The organism is Hydrogenivirga caldilitoris (assembly GCF_003664005.1).
Lineage (GTDB): Bacteria > Aquificota > Aquificia > Aquificales > Aquificaceae > Hydrogenivirga > Hydrogenivirga caldilitoris.
On sequence record NZ_RCCJ01000001.1, the window covers coordinates 1,423,308 to 1,439,012 of the forward strand.

18 protein-coding genes are annotated in these 15,705 nt (G+C 46.9%); 3 read left to right on the top strand and 15 right to left on the bottom strand.

The window, feature by feature from the left end:
* Nucleotides 1-14: 14 nt before the first annotated feature.
* A complete protein-coding gene (locus tag BCF55_RS07770; protein ID WP_121012403.1) occupies nt 15-1,232 on the top strand; it encodes a hypothetical protein in 1,218 nt (405 codons plus the stop codon).
* Here BCF55_RS07770 and queC read toward each other — a convergent pair.
* Nucleotides 1,229-1,879 carry a 7-cyano-7-deazaguanine synthase QueC gene (gene queC / locus BCF55_RS07775; protein WP_121012406.1) on the bottom strand — a complete coding sequence of 217 codons (651 nt, stop codon included), beginning with the start codon at nt 1,877-1,879 and terminating at the stop codon, nt 1,229-1,231. The genes BCF55_RS07770 and queC overlap by 4 nt on opposite strands.
* Before the next feature lie 17 nt (nt 1,880-1,896).
* Here queC and BCF55_RS07780 point away from each other — a divergent pair, with 17 nt between their 5' ends.
* Entirely contained in the window at nt 1,897-3,306 is a 1,410-nt protein-coding gene (locus BCF55_RS07780; RefSeq protein WP_121012409.1) for a GspE/PulE family protein, read from the top strand.
* Here BCF55_RS07780 and BCF55_RS07785 read toward each other — a convergent pair.
* From BCF55_RS07785 to BCF55_RS07830, 10 genes are all read right to left on the bottom strand, one after another.
* Nucleotides 3,303-3,962 (bottom strand): DUF8082 domain-containing protein, encoded by a 660-nt coding sequence (locus BCF55_RS07785; protein WP_147425012.1) that lies wholly within the window; start codon nt 3,960-3,962, stop codon nt 3,303-3,305. The genes BCF55_RS07780 and BCF55_RS07785 overlap by 4 nt on opposite strands.
* A gap of 5 nt (nt 3,963-3,967) precedes the next feature.
* Entirely contained in the window at nt 3,968-4,351 is a 384-nt protein-coding gene (locus BCF55_RS07790) for a HAMP domain-containing protein (RefSeq protein ID WP_121012415.1), read from the bottom strand.
* Nucleotides 4,348-4,725 (bottom strand): HAMP domain-containing protein, encoded by a 378-nt coding sequence (locus BCF55_RS07795; protein WP_121012418.1) that lies wholly within the window; start codon nt 4,723-4,725, stop codon nt 4,348-4,350. Before BCF55_RS07795 ends, BCF55_RS07790 begins: the two co-directional genes overlap by 4 nt.
* A gap of 87 nt (nt 4,726-4,812) precedes the next feature.
* Complete coding sequence (gene fsa, locus BCF55_RS07800; protein ID WP_121012421.1) at nt 4,813-5,466, bottom strand: fructose-6-phosphate aldolase; 654 nt, start codon at nt 5,464-5,466, stop codon at nt 4,813-4,815.
* Entirely contained in the window at nt 5,463-5,840 is a 378-nt protein-coding gene (locus tag BCF55_RS07805; RefSeq protein WP_121012424.1) for a thioredoxin family protein, read from the bottom strand. The genes fsa and BCF55_RS07805 overlap by 4 nt, the downstream gene beginning before the upstream one ends.
* Nucleotides 5,840-6,574: a pseudouridine synthase gene (locus tag BCF55_RS07810; protein WP_121012427.1), complete on the bottom strand. Its 735-nt coding sequence runs from the start codon at nt 6,572-6,574 to the stop codon at nt 5,840-5,842. Before BCF55_RS07810 ends, BCF55_RS07805 begins: the two co-directional genes overlap by 1 nt.
* A gap of 9 nt (nt 6,575-6,583) precedes the next feature.
* Complete coding sequence (locus tag BCF55_RS07815; protein ID WP_121012430.1) at nt 6,584-7,171, bottom strand: DUF3501 family protein; 588 nt, start codon at nt 7,169-7,171, stop codon at nt 6,584-6,586.
* 1 nt (nt 7,172) lies between these two features.
* Nucleotides 7,173-8,471 (bottom strand): heterodisulfide reductase-related iron-sulfur binding cluster, encoded by a 1,299-nt coding sequence (locus BCF55_RS07820; protein ID WP_245960419.1) that lies wholly within the window; start codon nt 8,469-8,471, stop codon nt 7,173-7,175.
* A 45-nt stretch (nt 8,472-8,516) separates the two neighbouring features.
* Nucleotides 8,517-8,954: a rubrerythrin family protein gene (locus BCF55_RS07825; RefSeq protein ID WP_121012433.1), complete on the bottom strand. Its 438-nt coding sequence runs from the start codon at nt 8,952-8,954 to the stop codon at nt 8,517-8,519.
* A 5-nt stretch (nt 8,955-8,959) separates the two neighbouring features.
* Entirely contained in the window at nt 8,960-10,123 is a 1,164-nt protein-coding gene (locus BCF55_RS07830) for a geranylgeranyl reductase family protein (protein ID WP_121012437.1), read from the bottom strand.
* Here BCF55_RS07830 and uppP point away from each other — a divergent pair.
* Nucleotides 10,122-10,892 (top strand): undecaprenyl-diphosphatase UppP, encoded by a 771-nt coding sequence (uppP, locus tag BCF55_RS07835; protein ID WP_121012440.1) that lies wholly within the window; start codon nt 10,122-10,124, stop codon nt 10,890-10,892. The genes BCF55_RS07830 and uppP overlap by 2 nt on opposite strands.
* On the opposite strand, the gene BCF55_RS07840 is transcribed toward uppP, so the two are convergent.
* The 4 genes from BCF55_RS07840 to BCF55_RS07855 all read right to left on the bottom strand — a co-directional run bounded on the left by BCF55_RS07840 (nt 10,868) and on the right by BCF55_RS07855 (nt 15,699).
* A complete protein-coding gene (locus tag BCF55_RS07840; protein WP_121012443.1) occupies nt 10,868-11,575 on the bottom strand; it encodes an SCO family protein in 708 nt (235 codons plus the stop codon). The two genes, uppP and BCF55_RS07840, sit on opposite strands and share 25 nt — an antisense overlap.
* A 1-nt stretch (nt 11,576) precedes the next feature.
* On the bottom strand, nt 11,577-13,325 hold the full coding sequence (locus tag BCF55_RS07845) for a cbb3-type cytochrome c oxidase subunit I (RefSeq protein WP_121012446.1): 1,749 nt from the start codon (nt 13,323-13,325) through the stop codon (nt 11,577-11,579).
* 12 nt (nt 13,326-13,337) lie between these two features.
* On the bottom strand, nt 13,338-13,787 hold the full coding sequence (locus BCF55_RS07850; RefSeq protein WP_121012449.1) for a cytochrome c oxidase subunit II: 450 nt from the start codon (nt 13,785-13,787) through the stop codon (nt 13,338-13,340).
* Nucleotides 13,788-14,085: 298 nt separating this feature from the next.
* Entirely contained in the window at nt 14,086-15,699 is a 1,614-nt protein-coding gene (locus BCF55_RS07855; protein ID WP_121012452.1) for a cytochrome c oxidase subunit I, read from the bottom strand.
* Nucleotides 15,700-15,705 lie beyond the last annotated feature (6 nt).

The window sequence follows — 15,705 nt, forward strand, 5'->3', positions numbered from 1 at the left end:
AAAGGGGGTTTGGTATGGACAAAACTCTGCTCATCCTCTACCTTGTAGCGCTGGGAGGAAGTGCCCTATACCTTGGCTATGCAGCATTCATACAGAGGAAAGCTCTAAGGAGGCAAGGGGATAACCATCTCGGTAGAAGATACGGAATAAGCTCCGATGTAGCTTTAGCCATAGGCTTATTTTCCCTCCTACTATCCGCTCCCTTCTTTTACATAGAGAGGGATAAGATACCTTCGGTCTTCTTTAAAAACCCTCCAACGCTCCTATTTCTTCTCTTCTCTTTCATAGGATTGGGCTTCATACTTTACGCCGTTTTTAAATTCTTAAAAGGAAGAAGCGTATCCAAGAAGCTCCTAATATCGGAGATTGACCTCTCTCCGAGAGGTGTTCTAAGTGGAGTGGTAAGGTTCAAGGGAAAGGAGATTAAGAGGGAGGGTCTTAAAGTAAGGCTCATCCTCCAGAGGGCTTACGTGGCTTCCAAAAGGGAACTCAGAATCGGAGAAGTTCCTCTCTGGTCACAGGAGATAGAGAGCGTGCCCTACTTTATGGGAAACGCCCTTGAAGTTCCCTTCAAGTTTGAGCTAGGGGAGAGCTTTCCCTCTTATGAGGACTGGGAGGAGGGGTACGAGCTTCTTCTACTACTGGAGGGCAAGGAGTTCGGCGTTGAGGTTTTCCCGATTAAATCAAAGGGAGCTCCTACTGAGGATATTTCCCTTGAGGAGGTTTTCAGAGAGCCTGTAATTCCACGTTCAAAGACCGCAGGTGAGGTGTTAGCTGAGAGGCGGTATTCAAACCCGTGGTACGGACTCATAACTTCTTCTTTCTTGGTTGTGTTTCCTCCCTTTATGTGGTTTCTGGTGAGAGAGAAAGAGGCGTTTGAAATAGAAGCGATAAAGAGGTTCCTTTTGAGCGGCCTAGTGGGAGTGATTGTCTTCTATTTACCTATTTATCTATCCGTGAAGAAACTCAGAGAGGGTAAAGTTGAGGAAAAGAAGATGATGGTAAAGAGGATAAGGAATACAGCACTTGTCCTTTTAATGGGATCGTTCATCGGTTGGGGATACGTTCTATTCAGGTTCTTGAGAGGTGATAGCGTTCCTGTGGAAAGACTTATGGAGTTCTTAGAGATATACTTCATTGATGGTCTCCTAGGAATGTTCTTCCTATTGGGTATATACGCCCTTTTCGTGAGCCTGAGAGACCTTCTGACAAGAGAGAGCACGCTTCCTTAAGGGAGTATTCCCTTCAGGGCTTCTTTTCTCTGTCTGCAGGTGGGACACTCACCGCAGGGAGGTTCCGTTCCCCTGTAGCAGGAGTAAGTTTTCTCGTAGGGAACTCCGAGTTCTTTGCCGAGCAGGGCTATATCCCTCTTGGTCATACCTAAGAAGGGTGCCCAGACGTGAATCCTCAGCTTCCTCTTAGCCGTAAGGACTGAGCCAGCGTTTATTGCCGCTTCCGCCGAAGTTATGAATTCCGGTCTGCAGTCGGGGTAGGGGGTGTCTAAGGCGTGGACTCCTATACCTATATGGTCTATTTCGTAAGCGTCGGCAAAGGCGGCGGCTATTGCCAGGAAGTTCAGATTCCTCATGGGAACCGTGGTTATAGGAGGTTCGTTCTCAGGATACTCACCGGACGGGACATCAACGGACTCGTCTATAAGAGCGCTTCCCTTTATGCTCCTGTATATAGGCGTATCAACTATTATGTGCTCCTCCACACCGGCGATAGAAGCGAGTTCCTTGGCGTACTTTAGCTCCACCCTGTGCCTCTGCCCGTAATCAAAGGAGATAGCCCATACTTTATTAAAGTCTCTCTTGGCAAGCCACAGAAGCGTAGCTGAGTCCATGCCACCCGAAAGGAGAACTATAACTTTATTCATGAGCTAAATTTTAATTCATGAACATACTCAGGGAATACAGACTTATACCTAAGGAAGAAGAGAACGGAGTTCTTAAACTCCTTGTCCCAAGGTCTTTTAAAGAGGAGGTTATTGAAGAGATAAGGTTCAGAACAGGGAAAGACATTGAACTTATAATCCTTCCCGAAGACGAGTTCGCCAAGGAGCTTCAGGAAAGACTTTCAGCAGAAGAGATAAGGGTAGAGAGTGGGGAAGAAGAGAAGAGGGAAGGCTTAGACCTTTTACTGGCTCAGGACGATAGCCCCGCTGTAAGCCTTGTAAACCAAGTTCTGATAAAAGCCTCAACGGTAGGTGCCTCGGATATACACTTTGAGCCTTATGAAGACGAAGCGGTGGTGAGGCTGAGAATGGACGGTGTCCTCCACGATATACTTAAGGTCCCAACTTCCACCTACCAGAATGTAGTCTCAAGGATAAAAGTCATGTCAAACTTAAATGTTGCAGAGAGAAGGGTTCCGCAGGATGGACGCATTCGCGTAAAGATAGGCAGCAAGGATCTTGATATAAGGGTATCGGTAGTACCCACCGTATTCGGGGAGAGGGTTGTCCTGAGGCTCCTTGATAAAACCGGTTCACTTCTTACCCTTGAACAGCTCGGTCTGTCTGAGGAGGATAGGAGAAAGGTGGAGAGACTTGCCAAGAAACCTTACGGTATAGTATTGGTGACGGGTCCAACGGGAGCAGGAAAGTCAACAACCCTCTATGCTATGCTCCTTTACGTAAAGGACCCCAAGAAGAACATAATCACGATAGAAGACCCTGTGGAATATCAGATAAAGGGAATAAGCCAGATACAGGTGAACCCAAAGGTTGGTCTGACCTTTGCCAGCGGTCTTCGTTCTGTTCTAAGACAGGACCCGGACATAATAATGGTCGGGGAGATAAGGGATTCGGAAACGGCGGACATAGCAGTTCACGCTGCCCTGACGGGGCACCTTGTTCTATCAACACTTCATACCAACGATGCACCCTCTGCCGTAACCAGACTTGCAGACATGGAGATAGAACCTTTCCTGATCGCTAGCTCCTTAGAAGGGGTGATAGCCCAGAGACTGGTCAGGCGTATATGTGACAGCTGCAAGGAGCCTTACAAACCTGAGGGTGAAGAACTCAGGGAACTTGGAATAAAGGAATACGAAGGTGAGTTTTTCAGAGGAAGAGGCTGTGAAAGGTGCCTTGGAACAGGTTACAGGGGAAGGGTTGGCATATTTGAAGTTCTTGAGATGGACGATGAATTGAAAGCCTTAATAATAAAATCACAGGACTCAAACGACATAAAGAGGCTTGCAAGGCAAAAGGGCTACAGAACTATGCTTGAAGATGGCATAGAGAAGGTTAAGAAAGGGGTAACAACCTCAAGTGAGCTGATAAGTGTGGTCAAGAGCTAAGAACCTTCTATCACCTTATAGGATATATCTAAAAATTTCCGCTTCCTCTCAAGGGAGCCTATCTTCTCGGCTAACCTGTTCACAAGTTCGTAGGCATCCTCCTTGGTCAGATGTCTCAAATCAAACCCCCTGTCCCTAACGATTGATTTAAATACTATGTTCGCAGCGGGACCTATTTCGTTTTTAAACTCTTCCAGAATCATATCTACCTGAAAGGGGGTAAGAAACTCCCCCTCATAGACCGGTTTACTCTCCTGACTCTTTTTGAGAAAATCAACCTTCTTTGATTTCAGTATCTTATCAAGCTCCCCGGACTTGTTCTTCAACACTTCAGATAGAACCCCCATGGACTGATAAAGTTTAAGCAGGTTCGCATCCTCGGAAAAGATACCCAAGAAGCATATATCGGACGAGATGGGAGCCAGATAGACTAAGTTATTCCCGAGCTTCCCAAGGAAGAAAGAGTCTCCACTCTCCAACTTGCTCAGTTCCGACACAACGCCGCAAAAGGTATTGACCAGAGTATTAACCTCTCTCTCATTCATATCGTGGTCTTCTATCCTGACGAATCCGTTTTTGCTAAATATTACGAGGGCTTTCGCCTTTGACAAGCTCCTTTCTTTTGCAAGCAACTCCTGAACACTTCTCTCGTCCACAGAACTCATTCTACCATTTCATAGAGAGCCTTTATGCTAAGCCTGATTTTCTCAAAGGCTTCAGCAAGCTGGGCTATCTCATCGTTACCTTTTACCTCAACACTGACGTCCACCTCTCCTGTGCTCACCTTATCCATCAACTCCGTAATATGGTTTATCTTTGACAGTATAAGCTTCTCTATCATCAACTTTATCCCAAGTATGGGTCCAACAAGCCAGAGCAACTCCATAAAGACAGCCAAACCAACCGAGTATCTCAGAGCCAAATCGTCCTTAACCCCGCCCTGAACGAGGGCAAAATAGGTAAGCATACCCACAAAAGCGGCTCCCATAACAGAGCCCAAAATTACAATAGACATTATCTTCTTGATAACGCTCTTTCCGCTCATCTTTTCTCTACCTTTGACATGAGTAACTTCAGACTCCTCCTCATACGCTCAAAGGCTTCCGCCATCCTGCCTATTTCATCGTCTGAGTCTATGTTCACCTTAGCATCCACATCTCCCTCGGTTATCCTTAGTATCACCTCGGTTATGTTCTTAACTCTGCTCATAATGTACTTATCTATAAGGACCCTTATAACATAGACGGGAACAAGAAAAGAAACTCCTATAAGTGCTCCGTAAATGAGGGCTCTTCCAGTGGCTTCTTCTTGGGGCACACCAGCCAGAACAAGCACAAAATAAAGAGCAAAGGTTGTAATGGCAGCGCCAGCAACTGCTCCTCCAAGAACTATAAGGGAAATCTTATCAAGGACGGTCATATCATATTTAAGATTAGTCAACCAGGAACACTACACGCTATAAATTCTCTTAATGCTCTTATCAGACTTAAAAATATATGAATATTTTTAAAAGGGCTTTTCTGGAACCTTTTCCCAGTCTTTGAGGAATAGCTCTATGCCTTTATCGGTTAGAGGATGTTTGAAGAGCTTCTCAAGAACCGCAAAGGGCATAGTGCAGATATCCGCTCCTATCAGAGCTGCTTCAAGGACGTGCATAGGATGCCTTATGCTTGCAACTATTATCTCGGTGTCCATCTCGTAGTTATAGAAAATCTCCTTTATCTCCCTTATCAGCTTCATACCTTCTCCGGAAATATCGTCAAGCCTTCCCACAAAGGGGGAAACGTAAGAAGCTCCAGCCTTTGCAGCTATCAGCGCCTGCATAGGCGAAAAGACAAGAGTTACGTTGGTTGGGATGCCTTCCGATTCCAACACCTGGACAGCTTTCATACCCTCAGGTGTCATGGGTATCTTCACTACCACGTTCTCCCCAAGCTCAGCAAGGAGCCTTCCCTCCTTAACCATACCTTCCGCATCCAGGGAAACGGTTTCCAGGCTTACAGGTCCATCTACCTCTTCAAGAATCTCCTTTACAACCTCTTTAAAGGGTCTCCCTGTCTTGGAGACCAGGGTGGGGTTTGTGGTAACTCCGTCAAGTATACCCCAGCTGTTTGCTGTCTTTATCTCGTTTATATCTGCCGTGTCCAGGAAAAACTTCATGCTTTCACCTCCTGAAAAAGTTTATCCTCCTTCTGAGCCCCAAGAAACACCTTGATTACCTTCCCCTCTTTGACCACCAACGTTGTGGGTGTTCCAAGTATACCGAACTGCTTGGCAAGTTCAAGACCCTCCCTCTGAGAGACATCTATCCTTTTAACCTTTGTGCTCTTTGACAGTTTCTCAATTACAGGCTCCATCTTTCTACAGGCTCCGCAGCCGGGAGAGTAGAAGTATAGGACGACGTCTCTGCCCAGCTTTTTGGGTATATCCCTTCCCACAAGCTTCTTTGTTCTCCATCTGGCAAAGAGTTGCAAACCTAAAAGGAGGATTAAAGTCCCTGCAACACCAATAAGGAATATCTTCAAGAACTCCATCAGTCTGAATATTTTAAACCAACTGCTGAGAGAAGCTGTCTGAGTTCTCTCTGGGTGAGCTCCCTCCACTTACCGGTGGGTAACTTTCCAAGCTTCAGAGGTCCAAGGGCTACCCTCTTTAGCTTCAGGACAGGATGCTTAAAGGCGGCAAGGAAACGCTTAACTATATGCTTCCTTCCCTCATGGAACACTATCTCAAGCAAGGTGTTTTCTCCCTCATACCTAACTATGCGAAGGTCGTCAGGTTTAGCAAACCCGTCCTCAAGTTCCACACCTTGTTTCATCTTTCTTAAAGCGTTCTTAGATACCTTCCCCCTGACAAGGGCAAGATACACCTTAGGTAGTTTGTACCTTGGATGTAAAACCCTGTGAGCAAGCTCTCCGTCGTTGGTGAGCAACAACAGTCCCTCTGTATTGTAATCAAGCCTGCCGACAGGATACACCCTCTGGGGGATATCCTTTATAAGCTCTTCTATTGTCTTCTTCCCACCTTGAGTTCTTCCGAGCTGGGTTAAATAGCAGCAGGGCTTGTTCAGTATTACATAAACCTTCTTCGGGGGCTTTAACTCTTTTCCGTCAACCTCAACCTTATCTGTATCAGGGTCTATCTTCAGCCCAAGGTCCTTGACCACTTCCCCGTTTACCTTTACCCTACCCTCCTTTATGAGCTGGTCAGCCTTTCGGCGGGAGGTAACCCCGCACATGGAGAGGTAACGGTTTAGACGAATTAGCATATAAAGAGTTTAATCGCTCTCAAGGTCCTTTATAAGTTCTTCCTTAACCTCTGGAGGCAGTTCTGTAATAGCCTTATAATTTTCATGGTTTATCTCTATCCTTACAGGTTCTCTCTTGAAAGCTTCCACCTGTTCCGGTGTAAAATCCCATTTCAAGAAATGAACAACTGAAGCCTTCCCAGACTCGTAATCCATCTGACTCCTTTCATCTGCACGGGCTTTTATGGTGTACTTGTTCCCTATATGTATGTAAACGGCATCATGTATACCAACCAGCTTTGGTAGTGCTTCCTTTCTCTCTCCCTCGTCGGGTATCTCTATAAACAGAGTGGCGGAGAGCTGGTTCTTATCAGGTATGAGCTCGTTATAGGTATCTATCTCAAACTGTATATCCTCATCCTTAACGAGTCTCTCTATCCTTATCATCTCCTGTATCTGAAACCACACTGTATCGTAGTTTTCAAAGACTAAGGTAACTTTATCCCCCACGGGAACCCTTCTTTTCTTCTTAAGCTGTGTAATCTCCGCCAGTTTTTCTGGTCTTACCTTTTCGTATTCGTAAATATTCAGGATATCCTCTTTACTAACCTTTCTCATTTTAATCTCCTCCATAAGCGCGATAAAGAACCTCAAGGGGGTGTAAGGGTTGTTTCCCTGTGCCCAGCTCTATCATATGGGAAGCCAGAGGACAGTCAGAAACGTAAAGGTCCGCTTCCTGCGCTTTAAGGTCGTCAAAAAGTCTTGAGCCCACTTTGAAAGCGTAGTCAAAGGTTTCCTTCTTAACACCGAAAGTTCCATCGTGCCCTGAGCATCTGTCAACTATCCTAACCTTAGTCTCGGGTATAAGCCTCAGGAGCGCAACACCCTTATACCCAACGTTAAGAGATTTGAGATGGCAAGGAATGTGGTAAGCTATGTTACCCATTGACACCTTGAAGTCCTTGTTGAACTTTCCTTCTTCGTTCAGTTTCCAAAGATATTCATGAACGTCGTAAACCTTTTCGGCAACAGCTTTCGCATCGGGTTCATCGGGGAGCAACAGAGGGTATTCATACTTGAGCTGAAGGGCACATGTAGGTATGGGAACTATTATGTCAAATCCCGCATCCACGTAAGGTTTTAGGTTGCGCACATTCCTCTTTGCTTTCTGGGCAGCGGAGTCAATATCTCCGAGGTCAAAGTATGGGATTCCACAACACTCCTGGGTTTCGGGGAGCTCAACGTAAACATCGTTCTTCTCAAGAACTCTCGTCAAGGCTATCCCCTTCTGGAGAAAGTTGTAGTTCAAAAGGCAGGTTGAAAATAAAACTACCTTGCCGTTTTCTCCCTTCACAGGTCTTTTGTTCTTCTTAAACCAGGATGGGAAGCTCTCCGTATTGAACTGAGGAAGTTTGGCTCTCTGGTCCACCCCCATAAAGTTCTCAAGGATAACCCTCACGGGTTTTGTATTCATTAGAGCGTTCAGGATGTGTGCCTGGGGTCCAACATTGAGCTTCCCGTTGAGATCGGTATTTACCATTAATTTATCTGTTAGTTTTGCACCTTTATTCTTAAACTTCCAGGCTTTGTATCTAAGAGAGAGATGGGGGAAGTCAATCTTCCACTCGTGGGGAGGTGTATAGGGACATCTAAAGTAACACTGTTTGCAGTGGAAACAGAGCTCTAAGGGCTTAGCAAGCTCCTCCTTTGTAAGTTTCTCTATGTCGTCATCTTTAGCATCAACAGCATCAAAGAGTGAAGGAAAGGAAGGACAAAAACCCACGCACATACGGCAGTCTTTACATTTGGAGTATACTCTCTTCGCTTCCTCCCATATGGCTTCCTCATCGTAGAACTTTGGGTCTTTAAGGTCAAAGTTGAATTCTTTAACACCGCCTATACCGGATTCGTACATCATCTCTCTCCTGAGTGTTTCAGAAAGGGGGGACACCCCCCTTAAAGGTTAAGCGGAAGCTTTGTACTGCTCAAGGGCTTTCTGGAACCTTCCAGCGTGGGACTTTTCAGCCCTTGCGAGGGTTTCCATCCACTCCGCTATCTCGTCAAAGCCTTCCTCCCTGGCTACCTTTGCAAAGCCGGGGTACATCTCGGTGTACTCGTAGGTTTCACCGGCTATTGCGGACTCAAGCATCTCCTCAAGGGAGTTTATGGGCTTTTCCGTTGCGGGGTCCACACCGCCATACTTTCTGAGCATGTCAAGGTGACCGAAAGCGTGTCCGGTTTCACCCTCAGCAGTTTCTCTGAAGATGTTGGCTACATCGGGGTAACCCTGGATGTCAGCCTCCCTTGCAAAGTAGAGATACCTTCTGTTAGCCTGGGATTCCCCAGCAAAGGCATGCTTTAGATTCTCAAGAGTTCTTGTTCCTTGTAGGCTCTTGCTCATGGCTTTCACCTCCTCCTTAGGATTTTATCTATTATTATATGCGAAAAATTTTCAAAGGACAAGAGGGACTTTACAAAATCGTACAAGCCTTCCCTGTAAAGCCGTATGTAGCTCTCCTCCCCTCTAAGGAGTTTCAGGAACCTGTCCATGGTAAAACCACCAGCCATACGGAAGGCTGCCCATTGGAAGCTGTAAGCGAGCTGGGCTATCTTACCTGCGTAAATAAGGTCGGGTAGGATTTCTTTTCTTAGCTTCTCTCCATAAAGGGTAAGGGCATTGGAAGGGTCTTCCGTGATGGCTTCAGCGAGAAGTCTTCCCCCCAGAACCCCGTAATAGATGCCTTCCCCCAGGAGAGGGTCAACGAGGTTAGCCGCATCTCCAACCAGCAGTACGTTCTCTTTACCGAGCTGCAACTCTCCTTCTGAGGTTATGAAAGGTATCATCCAGCCTTTCGCTTTTTTGACCTCCCCGAACTTTATCAGCTTGTGTTTGGCTGTGTAGTCCTTCAGAACCGAGAGAGTGTTCTCCTTTCCTGTTGTGGCAAGCCCAACGCTAACCATATCCCCCTTGGGAAATATCCAGGCGTAGCCCCTTTTGACTACACCTATGTCTATCACAACTCTGTCCCGTAGGTCTCCCTCAGTCCAGAACTCTACAGAACGAAAGTATTTTTCCTTTCTATATCCGAGCTGTCTACCAACCCTGGTGTAAAATCCGTCAGCCCCCACAAGGAAGTTCGCTTCCACCGTTCCCTTGTCAGTTTTTACGCGAAGCGTCCCTCCAGGTTCAAAACTCAGAAATTCGGTCTCCTCCCACAGCACTGTGCCTTCCTCAACCGCACTATTCACAAGAAAGCGATCAAAGCTGGACCTGTCCACTATATAAGCTACAGACTCCGGCTCAAGCTTCTCATGGAATACCTCCCCTCTGAATCCCAGGAGTCCCCCCCTTACTTTGTTTAAGACTTCCGATTCCCAGCCCTTTGGCAGTAGTGGGGTTATCCTTGCAGAGAGACAACCCGCACAAAGCTTGAACCTAGGAAGTTTTCTCCTCTCAATAAGGAGAACCTTTGCGCCCTTCTGAGATAAGTATCTGGCAGTGCTAGCCCCTGCCGGACCTCCTCCTACAACAACTACGTCGTACTTCACAGCTCTATAATTATCTCCCATGGAGCTTAAGGATGCTTTTATTCTGGGGATTGTGGAGGGGTTAACCGAGTTTCTTCCTGTTTCTTCAACAGGACACCTGATACTTACAGCCCACATCTTGGGTATCTCCCATACTGAGTTTACAAAGAGCTTTGAGATAGCCGTTCAGCTTGGTTCAATCCTTGCCGTTGTTTTTATCTACCTTGAACGTTTTATAAAGGACTTTGAGACCTGGAAGAGGGTAGTCTTAGCCTTTATACCTACCGGACTTGTAGGTTTTCTTCTTTACAAGTTGATAAAGGGATACTTTATAGGAAACGACTTGATAGTGGTAGTTAACCTGTTTTTAGGAGGTATCATACTTATAATCGCCGATAAATACTGTGAGAGGTTCTGTTCCCTTAAGGATATAGATGAACTCCCTATAAAAAGGGCTCCTATTATAGGCTTATTTCAGGCTCTTGCGGTCATGCCAGGAGTTTCAAGGTCCGGGGCAACCATAATAGGAGGTATGCTCATGGGTCTTTCGCGCAAAAGTGCCGCCGAGTTTTCCTTCATACTCGCAGTCCCAACAATGCTTGCCGCCACCTCTTATGACCTGTTGAAAACGGGAGGTCAGTTTGGAAGCTCCCAGTGGGAACTTTTAGGGATAGGTTTTGTAACAGCCTTCTTCACCGCACTGGTAACAGTAAAAGCCTTTCTAAAGTTCCTCAACTCTCACGGCTTCATGGTCTTTGGTGTTTACAGGATAGTTATAGCCCTGGTCTATGCGGCAGCCTTCCTTCTATAACGTATCTGGGTAAGCCTTACTATGGTAAACACAATTGTCCCAGTGAATCCAAGCATGCCCAGTAGGAACAGGTATCCTCTGAACTTCTCCGGCAGAGCCACCTCACCCCTTGCAATCCTGAGAGCGTTGGCAAACTCAAGTTTATCAAAGGTTACTCCGTACATGTACTTGCGTATTACCATATCTTTATCAAGGAAAACTATCAGGTTAGGGTGGACAAAGTCCCTGTTAGGGAGGGTAGCGAATCTGAAGTCTATAGCATCAAGGAGTTTAAAAAGCTGGGTCCTGTCTCTGACGAGGACTACCTTCCATCCCTTGTAATTCAGTCCGTGTTTCTCTGCAAAGCTTTTCAAGTCAGGAACCGTATCCTGTGGGTCAAAGGTCAGAGTCAGAATGTAAAAGTCTTTACCTACCTCTCCGAAGAGCTTTATGACCTTTTTAAGGCTCTCGGTTATTATGGGACATGCGGAGGTACAGTGGGTATAAACGGGACTTATTATTACGGGTTTCCCCCTTAGGGAGTATAGGTTAAACTCCGTGCCCTCTGAGTCCACGAGTAAAACGTCGGGGACTCTATTTCCCAGGGTTCTACTTTCATTGGGAGGTATACCGGTCCCACCTGTCTGGGAGAAGGAAAAAAGAAAGAGAAGAAGGAGGGAGACGAGGGGAGCCAGAAGAGACATATCACCTCTCCTCCCTCAGGGAAAGCTCCTTACTCTCCTTCTGGGTCTGCTGTAGTTGCTTTAGTGGTATGGGATATTGCTCGTTGTAAGCGGGTGAGTTCTGAAAGACACCTCTCTGGGTAACATCGTAGAGTGGAGGTATGTAGGAGAGAACGGCGAGGAGAACAGCCGCGACGGTCCAGCCTTTAAGGTTGTTCAGCACGGTGGAGGGTCCGTCGTGATAAGCCTCCGCTATAGGGAACTCAACCGTAGCCTCCCTGACTTTTGGAGCGAGAAGCGTTCCTAAAAAGGCTATAAGGAAGAAGAGAAAACCAATACCAAGAAGCACACCGCCCACAACGGAAAGCTGGGCGTAACCTACCCACTCAGGTCTGTAGAGGGGAGAGTCTGGGTTAAGGTAAGTGAGTCCGGCGTTTGTCCTTCTTGGAAAACCTTCAAGGGCACCCCCAACCATCATAGCGTAGGAGAACATGAACATCCCCTGCATCCAGAAGTAGGGAGCTAAGGCGGCAAGACCCTTGAACTTTACCTCCGTTCCCCTAAGCTTGGAGACCATGTAGAGGGACATCCCTAAGAAGGCAAGGAGGACTAATCCTCCGACGGTTGTGTGGAAGTGTCCGGGTACGTAAGCTGTGTTGTGAACGGCTAAATTAAGGTTGTAAGAGGCGTTTACTATCCCTGTAATGCCTCCAAAGAAGAAAAGAACGAGCCCTGCGAAGAGGTAGGATAAGAGCCACTTATCCCCCTCAAGCCTAAGATAGGGTAGTCTCATCCACCAGTAGAACTTGGAGTTCTTCACAGAAGGGTCTTCAGCCTTTGCAGAGTATTCAAGGGAGGCAGCAACGGTAAAGGCAGTTATAAGACTTGGAAGGGCAACACAGAAGGTAAAGATGGCGTGGATGAGCTTCCAAGCGTTGGATATACCAGGCTCTGTAAACTGGTGGTGGAGTCCAACAGGAAGGGAGAACAGGAGAAAGAGTATAAAGGCAAGCCTCGCAGCCTGGTCAGAGTAAAGTTTTCCTTTTTCTGAAGCTATCTTTGGAAGCATCGTATAGAGCATCACGTAGGCTGGAAGGAGCCAGAAGTAAACGACAGGATGTCCAAAGAACCAGAAAAGTGTCCTTGCAAGGAGCGGATTTATCTCATCAACCCAACCCACAGAAAGTGGAAAGAGCTGGAAAAGAATTTCTATAGCAACGGGTACTATCATTATAGTCCAGAGGGTATGGTTTACGAAGACTCCGAATACCGCAAGGGGTAGCTTTTCTTGTTTTTCCCTCCTCCACGCTATGGCGTTAGGTATCCAGTCAAAGAAAAAGGGCAACAGCGAACCCACAACAAGAAGAACTGTTCCTATATAGAAAGTCCAGTGCCCTATCAGGGGAGGGTAAAAGGTGTAGAGGAGTGTTGCCTTCTTTGTGAACATAGCCCAGGCTGCCATTAACGTCCCGCCTACCATGAGTATCCAAGAAAGCCACTGAATCGCCGGTCTCAGAGGTTTCTTCAAAAGATACAGAACTACGGCGTTTCCAAAGGCAACGGCAAAGAAAGTGGTGAAGACTATCGCGTTTATAACCCCATGTAAGGTGAGCCCCTGGTAGTAGTCTATCCCCAGGAAGGAGTCAGCTTTAATTATCCCCGCTCTGTATAGAACCTGCATGACGCCGTGATAAACACCGAAAACAAGGAGGAGAATGGGAAAAACTATCTCACTCAGGATTATGAACCTGATGCTACCTTCCACTCTCATCTCACAACCTCCTCACTTAACTACTATCTTTCCCTGCATAGCTTGATGACCCACGCCGCAGAATTCGTGGCAGACAACGTGGTAAACCCCCGGTTTCTCAAACCTGTACCTTGCGTAGTTCACCGTTCCTGGTATTGCCATGAGGTTTACGGTAGTTCCATTCACATGCATACCGTGAACGACATCGGCGGATGTGAGGTAAAAGTCAACGGTTGAGCCTACTGGAAGCTCTATCTCGGTTTGCCCCTGATTAAAGTCAAAAAACCACATCCTTGCAACAACGTGGAGCTCATACCTATCAGGAGCATGCTGTATCAATCTTCCCTCTTTGAAGGGCTGGACATCCGTTATACAAGTTGGAAGGTCTATCTTGAGACCCTTTGCAGCATAAACTATAAGGACGAAGAAGAAGAGGAGTAAAGCTATCGCAATAGTAAGAGCGTTTCTCTCAGCTCTATCCATGGCAAACACCTCCTATCAGGAAAAAGAAAGGAGCAATAGGTAAACCAGCGCCCAAAGGAAAAGGTAAAAACCCACAAGGAGACCAAAGAAGCTCACGGCTCCAGATGGGAAAAACCCTTCTCTGCCTTCCATGACAGAACCTCCTTAAGTTAGTAAGTTATAGCTAACCATCATAATAAAACAGGTGGCTCAAAAATGCAAGTCTTTATTAAATTGAAATTCTCCTCAGAAAATCCTTATAAATTTAAAAGGCGGGGGCAACGCCCCCGAAAGAACGGCTCAGGAGGTTGCTCAAGTTCTAAAAGACGGGAGGTGCGCCGTACTTATAAGGGTGGTAATCGGGTTCTACTTTGGGGTGCTCCTCACCGAAGTTATCAACGGGAGCCGGTGAAGGTATCTGCCACTCAAGGGACTGGGACTGCCACGGGTTGTCGGGAGCCTTCTCTCCTGCGAAGAGCCCCTTGAGTATGCCTATCGTAAAGACGAGCACACCGAGACCGAGGATAAGCGCACCAACAGTCTGTATATTGTGCAGGGTTACCCATTCGGGTATGGGAGGATAGTCGGGATACCTTCTGGGATTACCGAGCATTCCGACCACCATCTGGAAGAAGTAGAAGAGGTTTGCACCTATGAAGGTGAGCCAGAAGGATACCTTTCCAAGGTTTTCGGGATACATCTTTCCGGTCATCTTGGGGAACCAGTAGATTATGGCACCGAAGAGACCAAGCGTCAGAGCCATTCCGAGAACGTAGTGGAAGTGTCCGACGATGAAGAGGGAGTCGGAGATTCCAAGGTCTATGGCGACCATGGCGTTGGGTATTCCCGTCAGTCCACCTATGAGGAACATGAATATTCCGCCGAGAGCATAGAGCATTGGAGATCTGAGTATTATAGCTCCACCGTGAAGGGTCCCTATCCAGTTGAATATCTTTATACCGGTGGGAACCGCAATCAGTATCGTGGTGTAAGACATTATCACCCTTGCCCAATCGGGTACACCGGAGACGAACATGTGGTGTATCCAGACCTCAAAACTTAGGAGGGTTATCCCCCACACGGCAAATATCATAGACTTGTATCCAAAGAGCGGTCTTCTTGCGAAGGTGGGGACTATCTCAGAGAAGAAGCCAAATACAGGGAGTATCTGAACATAAACAACGGGATGGGAATAGAACCAGAAAACGTTCTGGTAAAGAAGCGGGTCTCCTCCCTTAGCGGGATTGTAGAAGTTGGTTCCGAGGTACTTGTCAAGGAGGAGCATCGTAACCGCACCTGCAAGGGAAGGGACACCTACGAGCTGTATAACGTTCGCCGCTATCAGACAGTGGACGAACATGTTTGTGTTCCAGAAGTTTATTCCGGGCGCCCTCATCTTTATGTAGGTGGTTATGAAGTTTACCGCGGTGGCTATGGAGGAAACTCCTACGAGGTGGATTATGAAGACGTAAAGGGCTGTAACTCCAGCATCACCGCTCGCTGAGTAGGGAGGGTAACCAGTCCACATCATCTTTATGTGGTTTCCAGGTATAAGCGTTAGTAGAACAAGAACGCTCGCGCCGAAGAAAGCCCACCAGCTCAAAGCGTTGAGTCTGGGGAAGGCAACGTCCTTGGCACCTATCATAAGGGGTAGGAGGAAGTTACCGAACCCACCTATGTGGGAGGCTATCGCCCACCACAGGAGAAGGACAGCTCCGTGTCCCGTGAGCAGGTAGTTGTAAAAGTCCGGCTGAACCAGCTGTATTCCAGGAGAGGTCTGCTCAAACCTTATTATCAGACCAAAGAACCCAGCCACGAGGAAAAATATGTAAGCGGTGGACAGGTAAAGGATACCTATCTTCTTGTGGTCCGTAGTGAAGAGCCACTCTTTTAAACTCGCACCGAAGTAAGGGACAGATATGGCCTCTCTCATCTCACA

Bases quoted from the DNA above. Each gene is read 5' to 3' on its own strand.
- BCF55_RS07790 (WP_121012415.1), bottom strand. From the start codon at position 4,351: ATGAGCGGAAAGAGCGTTATCAAGAAGATAATGTCTATTGTAATTTTG.
- BCF55_RS07820 (WP_245960419.1), bottom strand. From the start codon at position 8,471: ATGATGTACGAATCCGGTATAGGCGGTGTTAAAGAATTCAACTTTGAC.
- BCF55_RS07840 (WP_121012443.1), bottom strand. From the start codon at position 11,575: ATGTCTCTTCTGGCTCCCCTCGTCTCCCTCCTTCTTCTCTTTCTTTTT.
- BCF55_RS07780 (WP_121012409.1), top strand. From the start codon at position 1,897: ATGAACATACTCAGGGAATACAGACTTATACCTAAGGAAGAAGAGAAC.
- queC (WP_121012406.1), bottom strand. From the start codon at position 1,879: ATGAATAAAGTTATAGTTCTCCTTTCGGGTGGCATGGACTCAGCTACG.
- BCF55_RS07825 (WP_121012433.1), bottom strand. From the start codon at position 8,954: ATGAGCAAGAGCCTACAAGGAACAAGAACTCTTGAGAATCTAAAGCAT.
- BCF55_RS07815 (WP_121012430.1), bottom strand. From the start codon at position 7,171: ATGAGAAAGGTTAGTAAAGAGGATATCCTGAATATTTACGAATACGAA.
- BCF55_RS07830 (WP_121012437.1), bottom strand. From the start codon at position 10,123: ATGGGAGATAATTATAGAGCTGTGAAGTACGACGTAGTTGTTGTAGGA.
- fsa (WP_121012421.1), bottom strand. From the start codon at position 5,466: ATGAAGTTTTTCCTGGACACGGCAGATATAAACGAGATAAAGACAGCA.
- BCF55_RS07770 (WP_121012403.1), top strand. From the start codon at position 15: ATGGACAAAACTCTGCTCATCCTCTACCTTGTAGCGCTGGGAGGAAGT.
- BCF55_RS07855 (WP_121012452.1), bottom strand. From the start codon at position 15,699: ATGAGAGAGGCCATATCTGTCCCTTACTTCGGTGCGAGTTTAAAAGAG.
- uppP (WP_121012440.1), top strand. From the start codon at position 10,122: ATGGAGCTTAAGGATGCTTTTATTCTGGGGATTGTGGAGGGGTTAACC.
- BCF55_RS07845 (WP_121012446.1), bottom strand. From the start codon at position 13,325: ATGAGAGTGGAAGGTAGCATCAGGTTCATAATCCTGAGTGAGATAGTT.
- BCF55_RS07810 (WP_121012427.1), bottom strand. From the start codon at position 6,574: ATGCTAATTCGTCTAAACCGTTACCTCTCCATGTGCGGGGTTACCTCC.
- BCF55_RS07850 (WP_121012449.1), bottom strand. From the start codon at position 13,787: ATGGATAGAGCTGAGAGAAACGCTCTTACTATTGCGATAGCTTTACTC.
- BCF55_RS07795 (WP_121012418.1), bottom strand. From the start codon at position 4,725: ATGACCGTCCTTGATAAGATTTCCCTTATAGTTCTTGGAGGAGCAGTT.
- BCF55_RS07805 (WP_121012424.1), bottom strand. From the start codon at position 5,840: ATGGAGTTCTTGAAGATATTCCTTATTGGTGTTGCAGGGACTTTAATC.